Source organism: Mesorhizobium sanjuanii, assembly GCF_002529485.1.
In the GTDB taxonomy this organism is placed as follows: Bacteria; Pseudomonadota; Alphaproteobacteria; order Rhizobiales; family Rhizobiaceae; genus Mesorhizobium; species Mesorhizobium sanjuanii.
Genome location: NZ_NWQG01000143.1, coordinates 24,282 through 32,251 on the forward strand (window position 1 = coordinate 24,282; position 7,970 = coordinate 32,251).

Genomic DNA, 7,970 nt, shown 5'->3' on the forward strand with positions numbered 1-7,970 from the left:
CCGTGATACTCCGGCCGACCGAGCTGGGAGGGCCCGGCAAAGCCATAGCAAACGACCAGCACGTCACGGGAGGAAATTGATGCTCGACAAGGCCCCAAACAAGAAACTGTCAGACCTGCTCGACCGGTTCGGCGCCGCACTTGCCGCCGGCGATATCGACAGCGCGGTCGGATGCTTTCAGGAAGATTGCTATTGGCGCGATCTCGTCACCTTCACCTGGAACATCAAGACCATGGAAGGCCGCGACAAGGTGCGCGACATGTTGATCAGCCAGTTGGCGAAGATAAAGCCATCGAACTGGTCGATCGCCAGGGGTGAGGACGCCAACGAAAACGATGGGCTGTTGGAGGGCTGGATCAGCTTCGAAACCGAGGTGGCGCGTGGCTTCGGCCATATCAGGCTGAAGGGCGGCAGGATCTGGACGCTGCTCACCACCATGGTCGAATTGAAAGGCCATGAGGAGCCGGCCGGCTTCACCCGGCCGATGGGCGCCAAGCATGGCCATGGCAAGAATCGTCCGACCTGGAAGGAAGAACGCGAGAAGGAGACGGCTGAACTCGGCTTCAAGACGCAGCCCCACACGCTGATCATCGGCGGCGGCCAGGGCGGCATCGCGCTTGGCGCCCGGTTGAGGCAGCTCGGGGTGCCGACCATCATCGTCGAGAAGAACGAGCGTGCCGGCGATTCATGGCGCAAGCGTTACAAGTCGCTCTGCCTGCACGACCCGGTCTGGTACGACCATCTGCCCTATATCGACTTTCCCAGGAACTGGCCGGTCTTCTCGCCCAAGGACAAGATCGGCGACTGGCTGGAAATGTACACCAAGGTCATGGAGCTGAACTACTGGTCCTCGACCGAGGCCAGGAGCGCCACCTATGACGACAAGAAGAAGGAATGGACCGTCATCGTCCGCCGCGATGGCAAGGACATCACGCTGAAGCCAAAGCAGCTGGTGCTGGCGACGGGACAGTCAGGCAAGGCCAACATGCCGAAATTCAAGGGCATGGAAAACTTCAAGGGCGATCAGCATCATTCCTCGAAGCATCCCGGTCCCGATGCCTACGCCGGCAAGCGCGCCGTGGTCATCGGCTCGAACAACTCGGCTCACGACATCGCCGCGGCCCTTTGGGAAGCCGGCGCCGACGTCACGATGGTGCAGCGCTCGACCACGCATATCTCCAGATCCGACACGCTGATGGAAATCGGACTGGGCTCGCTCTACTCGGAAAAAGCCGTGCAAGGCGGCATGACCACCGCCAAAGCCGATCTCGTCTTTGCCTCCCTGCCCTACAAGATCCTGCACGAATTCCAGATTCCGGCCTATGCCGAGATGAAGAAGCGCGATGCCGAGTTCTACAAGGGACTGGAGAAGGCCGGCTTCATGCTGGACTGGGGCGACGACGATTCCGGCCTGTTCATGAAATATCTCAGGCGCGGCTCGGGCTATTATATCGACGTCGGCGCGTCCGACCTGATCATCGACGGCTCGATCAAGCTGAAGAGCGGCGTCGAGGTGAAGGAGATCAAGGAGCATTCAGTCCTGCTCAGCGACGGCTCGGAGCTGCCGGCGGACCTCATCGTCTACGCCACCGGCTACGGCTCGATGAATGGCTGGGCGGCTGACCTCATCTCCAGGGACGTTGCCGACAAGGTCGGAAAATGCTGGGGCCTGGGTTCGAACACCACCAAGGATCCCGGCCCCTGGGAGGGCGAATTGCGCAACATGTGGAAGCCGACACAGCAGGAGGCGCTCTGGTTCCATGGCGGCAACTTGCACCAGTCACGCCACTATTCGCAATTCCTGTCGCTGCAGTTGAAGGCGCGGCACGAAGGCATCGAAACGCCGGTCTACGGGCTGCAGCAGGTCCATCACAAAGGCTAGCAGACGAGATAAGCCATAGAGGGCAGGCTCGGCGAATGCCGCGCCTGCCTCTGTATTCAGGCGGCGGGAGCGTCGGGTGCGGACACCGGCTGGCTCTGTGTGGCTGCCAGCGCCTCGCGCAGGGCCTGCTCCTTGGTGTGGTCGAGCGAGGTTTTCAGCACGGTGCCGCCCGATCCCTTCAGATCCTCCAGCACCTTGTCGGCTGTCATCTTGCGGACCAGCACGAAGAGTGCCGCGTTGCCGGGCTGAAGGCTCGACCCCAGATCCTTCATGAACTTGTCGTTGATGCCGAAATCGCTCAGCGCGCCGCCAAGTGCGCCCGAGGCCGCGCCAACCGCCGCCCCCACGACCGGCATCAGGAAGATCATTCCGACGAGGAGCCCCCAGAAGCTGCCGGAGACCGCGCCAGCGGCGGTTGGGTTGAAGAGTTGATTGAGCTTGACGTCGCCACTCTCCTGCTTCACGGCGATCACCGCATCGCTGAGTTCGATCAGGTATTCCTTCTGCAATTCGAACAGCCGCTTGCGCACCTCTTCCGCTTTGGCTTCGGTCGGATAGACGATGGCGATCAAATCGGACATGGAATAGCTCCTTGTTGGCTTGCAAATGCTCGGCAGTACTATCGCATCCTACGAAATCTTCGTGACAGCTATTGTTTGCTTCGCGGGACGGCCACAGGCGGGCGCCGCGAGAGACCGAAAGATACTCGAACCAGTACTTGACTGTCTATCTGCTGGGGCGATGCCATTCGAGACGCGAGCGTGCCGGTCAGCGACTGCGACCTGACGTCGGCACATCCGTGCAGCCCGCGCGGCGTTTCCGCCGCGCGGGGTCTTTCGTTTCAGGCCCTGAGCATCACGCCCCTCGCCTTGGCCCAGCGCTCGACGACCTTGCGCTCCTCCAGCGAGGCGAGCCGATTGCCGAAACCGCGCACCTGCACCGCACGGTTTTGCGGGTCGAGCTCGATCGTCAGCAACCGCTCGATCTTGCCGAGTGCCGTGCGTCGCAGCACCCAGATCGAGGCGTTGCCGGCGATGCATTTGGCCGCGTACATCGAGACGCAATGATGCATCGCCCTGCTCTCAGCGACCAGATCCTCGGCGGTCTTCAGCTGGCGGACGAAGAAACGTTCGCCATGCGCCTTCGCCTCCTTGGCCGATGGCTGCCATTCCCAATCCTCGAGACGCGAGCCGTCCCAGGCACGGTGCTGCGACTGCAATCCGGCAGTAGGCGCAGCCCTGCCGGCAGCGCGGCGGCGCATTGCCTCGATGCGTTCGATCGCGGCAATGTCGCGATGCCATTCCAACATCTGCCGTCGCAGCGAAGCCAGTGTGCGCCCCTTCAGGCTGTACCCTGCATCGCGCTGGTGCATCGCGCCGATGTAGTCGCAGAGGTCATCGATCTCCTCCTTCGACGCTGGATGCCCGCAGAAGAACCGCGTCACCTCGCGCCAGAAGACCAACTCCGCGCGCGGCGTGCGCGCGATCTTCGTCCGCGCAAGGCGGGCCGCCAATCCCGGATCATCCGTATAGGACCGGGCGATTGCCAACCAGAACGCCTCGTTGAATGAGAAGTCGCCGGTCACATTCAGGAAGCAATGCACCTCCTTGCGGGACAGCCAGGCATTGGCACCTGCCTTGTAGAGCGAGTTGCCACCTGCGGCCGCGACGTACCAGGCCATGCGAAGCGCAGTCTCCTGACCATCCAGCCCCGACCTATCCAGCCAGATGGCTTCGAGCGCGGCCGAAACCGGATAGCGCGCATAGAGATGGCGAGCAGCCGCCAGCCGCAGCCGCGCGGGGTCGCGCGTCTTCAGCTTCGGACGCCACAGCGCGCCATCGCGGATCGCCAGACCGGCAAGGCCCCGGCGTGCCTCGTCAAGCGCCCGCTCGAAATCCGGAGCGGGACGCGGGACGCGACAAACCCGCCGCAGCGTTACGGAATATGCTTCAATGCGTTCGCGCTCGGCATCCTGCCTGCGCTGGATCATGGACTTCGCCATGGCCGTTTTTCCCAATTGGACCTCTGTCAGCCGCACGCAATTCCAGCGCCGGCACGGAATGTGTCGATGTGGATCGCCGTGACATGGACAGGTCTCCTTTGGGGATGACGGGTTGGGAATGGGCGGCGTCTCTACGCTCACAGCGAACTCGAGGCAAGAGCCATTTTTCCAATGTTTACAATGACCTGACCGGGTGTTGCAAAGGCGCATCTCAGGCTTTCAGGTAGCCGCAATCGTCGGCAGGGACCTCTCGACTCCCACCGCTTTATGGAATCCACACAGGATCGGCGCCGCCGCGTGACAAGGCAATGACCAAGCATCACCGCAAGGCCGTTCTCAGATTGTCAGAAAGTTGGAAAACCCGCTGTAGCGCGGGTCAGCCCGTCCGACCGCCGCGAAGGCGCAGAACGCATGAACAAGATCTCATCGTCGCCTCCTTTAAAGGTCTATACGATGCGGCAATGAAAAGAGGGCCGCATGTCGGGCGCGGCTAATACATCGGAACAAGCGTCACAGCAAGATGTTCACTTCAGCGACCTATCGCGGCGACGCGCCAATACGCTTCCAGTAGATGAGCGTACCGGTCAGTCCGCCATGCGGCTTCAGCGCATAGTCGGGTATCTCGCCGGCCAGGGTAAAGCCCAGTCTGTCATAGAGACCCGATGCCCCCTCCTCGGTCGCGGTATCCAGCACCAGCAGCGTCCGGCCTTGCTCGGCGGCAAGGGTCTCGGCGGCCCGCATCAGGCGGGTCGCCACGCCCTTGCCACGATGCTCGACGCGGGTCATCAGCTTGGCGATCTCGGCCCGGTGCGGCTGGTTGGGAGGACAGTCGAGCAGCAGGGTGACGGTACCGACCAGCACTTCGCCGTCCCATGCGCCAAGCACCGCTCTTTCGCCTCTTGCCACCGCAACAAGCGACTTCGCCCAGAAGGCGCCGGCGGCTTCCTGCGACAGCGGGTGCATGAAGCTGACCGATCCGCCGGCCGCGACCGTTTCGATCAGCAGGTCGATCAGCATTGCCTGCGTTCGCGCGTCCTGCGTCAGTGCCTTGATTTCGATGGAACTCATGCGAAGTCCTTTGAATGCGATGGAGCTATCGGCCTGTGCGGATGCTGCCGTCAATCCAGGCGGCTGGCTCGGCGTCGCCTTCGTGATGCCTTGATCGCGGCAATGCGATCGATGTCCTTCGCCTGCAGATGCAGCCCACGTTCCAGGATTTCGAGCGTATATTCCTCATAGGTCAGGCCCAGTCGTTCGGCCTTGTCCATCCGCATCAGCATCACGTCGTGGCTTGGCGCCTTCCAGGCCTTGGCATGCGCGGCCTGCCAGGCCAGGAAGATATAAGCGTCGCCCTCGCCCCATGGGGGACCGTTGTAGTCGTAGAGAGGCGGGCCGCCATTGTGCGAGCGTTTCGGGCGACGCGCCATTCGCCTCAGCCTCTTGCCAGCGCGACCAGATAGTCGGCGGCATCCGGTCCCGGAGCGTGGAAGGTGCAATCCGACGGCGCGCCAAGCGCCAGGCAGTCGCCTGGTTCGAGATTGTGCAAGATACTGCCTTCGGTGAATTCCAGCCGTCCGGAAATCAGCCAGATCTGCTGCCTGATGAACGCATAGGACGCCGCCGGAAAGCTGACCTTGGCTCCCGCCGGCAATTGAACCCGGATCAGTTCAAGCGGCATGTCCGAGACCGGCGAAAGATGCCGCCTGATGTAACCGGTGGCTGGATCGCGCCACACCGGCTGATCGCTTTCGCGAAGCAACCCGCCGCCCTGCAATTCTGCCCGCGCGATCAGGGTGGAAAGCGTCATGCCGAAGGCCGCGGCGATGCGCACGAGAAGTGCTGCGGTCGGGCTCGTCTTGCCACGCTCCATCGTGCTCAGCATGGCCTTCGACACATCCGACCGGTCGGCGAGCTCCGTCAGGGACCAGCCTCGCATGATCCTTTCCGAGCGTATCCGCCTGCCGATGGTCGAAGAGATATCATTCGCTATATCAGTCATTTGTTCAGTATGACGAATTATCTGAATCGAGCAAAGGGCAGTTTCGATTCAATTTTCACGAATGGCTTAAGTCCCCCTGCACCATCCGGCCTCACCCCACCTTAACCCCGTCGCTCTAAGGTCGATCTCCTGGGGAAATGGGGAAGCAGCCTGCTCATGTTTGTCGAACGCCAAGCCTCCGTCGGGGAACTGACACTGCAGGAGCGCCGAACAGCGGAGCAGAACGACAAGCGCATTCTGGGCAATGTCGTGCAATGCGACGGCGCGCGCGCCACCATCAGCGCCTATGCCGAGGATGCCGAAGGCACGGTCACCGGCCAATGGACCGTCGGCAAGATGATTTCCATCAATCTCGGCGCCACGCGAACCGTGGGTCTGGTCTACGGGATCGGCAAGTCGGATCGAGCCTGGAGCAATGAGGGCCAGAACCCGATCGAGGTCAGCATCGAGCTCATCGGCGAAGTACGCGATGGCGCCGAGCCGGGCGCCAAGCCGGTTTTCGACCGCGGTATCACCTGCTATCCGCATATCGGCGCCATCGCCCATCGCATCCGCAGCCGCGACCTGCAGGCGGTCTATGACCTCGCCGGACGCCATTCCATCACCATCGGCACGCTGTCGCAGGACGAGACGATCGACGCCAATATCGCCATCGACGATACGCTATCGCGCCACTTCGCCATTGTCGGCACCACCGGCGTCGGCAAATCCACGGCCGTTTCGTTGCTTTTGCGCAAGTCGATCGCCGCCAGGCCCGATCTGCGCATCCTCATCCTCGATCCGCACAATGAGTTCGCGGCGTCCTTGCCGGAATACTGCGTCAAGGTCGATTCGACGACGCTGGATCTGCCCTTCTGGATGTTCAAGCTCGAGGAATTCGCCGAAGTCCTGTTTCGCGGCCGTGAGACCGTGCCGGAGGAAGTCGACGCCTTGCGCGATCTCATCCCCGCCGCCAAGAGCCTGTATCGCAACCCGAGCTCGGGCACCTCTCTCAGGCGCGGCGCCGACGCGATGACCGCGGACACGCCGGTGCCCTACCGCATTGCCGATCTCATCAAGCAGATCGACGAGCGCATGGGACTGCTGGAAAGCAAGAATGACCGGCCCACCCTCAGATCGCTGAAGACGCGTATCGAATCGGCGGCCGCGGATCCGCGCTACCGCTTCATGTTCAATTCGCGATTGATCGAGGACACCATCCACGAGACGATCGGTAATATCTTCCGCGTGCCGCATCACGGCCGGCCGGTCACCTGCTTCGAGATGGCCGGCATGCCGTCGGAAGTCGTCAATTCCGTCTGCTCGGTGCTGGCCCGTCTGGCCTTCGACCTGGCGCTGTGGAGCGAAGGCCGGCTGCGGCTGCTGTTCTTGTGCGAGGAAGCCCACCGCTATATGCCGGCCGATCCGCGTCTCGGCTTCGCGCCGACCCGGCATGCGCTGTCGCGCATCGCCAAGGAAGGCCGCAAATATGGCTGCTATCTCGGCGTCGTCACCCAGCGCCCGGGCGAGCTCGATCCCACGATCCTGTCGCAGTGCTCGACCTTCTTCGCCATGCGGCTCGCCAACGAGCAGGACCAGGCGATCATCCGTTCGGCGATCGCCGATTCCTCGGCCTCGACGCTTGCCTTCCTGTCTTCCATGGGCCAGCGCGAAGCCATCGCCTTCGGTGAAGGCGTGGCGACGACCATGCGGCTGAAGTTCGAGAAAATGTCCGAAGACCGGATCCCAGGCACGGCCAAGCGCGAACAAGCCTTGCCGTCAGAGGTCGGCAATGATGTCGATCTGGTGGCCATCGTCGAAAGGCTGCGCAACGTGCCGAAACCGCAACAGGCGATGGTCTTCGCCGAAGCCGTCGATTCGGGCCGGCAGGCTGGCGATCCCGACTACCGCAAGCCGCCCGCTCCCCGCGTCCAGCCGGACGACGATTTCGACCTGCGCTACGGCCTCAAGCCGGCCACCTTCGGCCTGCGCCCGCAGAACGACTGAACGGTCCGCTATTCGCGGCGGGTTCGTAGCGCCGGACAAGCCTTCCGGGCCAAGGCGGATAAATCCCGGAAGAGAATTCATCAGGCAGAGTCGAATGGCGT

7 protein-coding genes are annotated in these 7,970 nt (G+C 62.5%); 2 read left to right on the plus strand and 5 right to left on the minus strand.

The features are described from left to right. The first annotated feature begins 79 nt into the window (after positions 1-79). Entirely contained in the window at positions 80-1,882 is a 1,803-nt protein-coding gene (locus CN311_RS20775) for an NAD(P)/FAD-dependent oxidoreductase (protein ID WP_097575585.1), read from the plus strand. Positions 1,883-1,938: 56 nt separating this feature from the next. Here CN311_RS20775 and CN311_RS20780 read toward each other — a convergent pair whose 3' ends face one another. The 5 genes from CN311_RS20780 to CN311_RS20800 all read right to left on the minus strand — a co-directional run bounded on the left by CN311_RS20780 (position 1,939) and on the right by CN311_RS20800 (position 5,883). Beyond that, the gene (locus CN311_RS20780; RefSeq protein ID WP_097575586.1) at positions 1,939-2,463 is read right to left on the minus strand and encodes a DUF1269 domain-containing protein; all 525 of its coding nucleotides are present in this window, start codon (positions 2,461-2,463) and stop codon (positions 1,939-1,941) included. Positions 2,464-2,723: 260 nt separating this feature from the next. After that, entirely contained in the window at positions 2,724-3,884 is a 1,161-nt protein-coding gene (locus CN311_RS20785; RefSeq protein WP_097575587.1) for a PcfJ domain-containing protein, read from the minus strand. A 537-nt stretch (positions 3,885-4,421) separates the two neighbouring features. Then, entirely contained in the window at positions 4,422-4,952 is a 531-nt protein-coding gene (locus CN311_RS20790) for a GNAT family N-acetyltransferase (protein ID WP_097575588.1), read from the minus strand. Between the two features lie 50 nt (positions 4,953-5,002). After that, complete coding sequence (locus tag CN311_RS20795; protein ID WP_097575589.1) at positions 5,003-5,311, minus strand: hypothetical protein; 309 nt, start codon at positions 5,309-5,311, stop codon at positions 5,003-5,005. Positions 5,312-5,316: 5 nt separating this feature from the next. Beyond that, positions 5,317-5,883 (minus strand): helix-turn-helix domain-containing protein, encoded by a 567-nt coding sequence (locus CN311_RS20800; RefSeq protein ID WP_097575590.1) that lies wholly within the window; start codon positions 5,881-5,883, stop codon positions 5,317-5,319. A 156-nt stretch (positions 5,884-6,039) separates the two neighbouring features. Between CN311_RS20800 and CN311_RS20805 the strand changes: the two genes are divergently transcribed. Then, the gene (locus tag CN311_RS20805) at positions 6,040-7,869 is read left to right on the plus strand and encodes an ATP-binding protein (RefSeq protein WP_097575591.1); all 1,830 of its coding nucleotides are present in this window, start codon (positions 6,040-6,042) and stop codon (positions 7,867-7,869) included. Positions 7,870-7,970 lie beyond the last annotated feature (101 nt).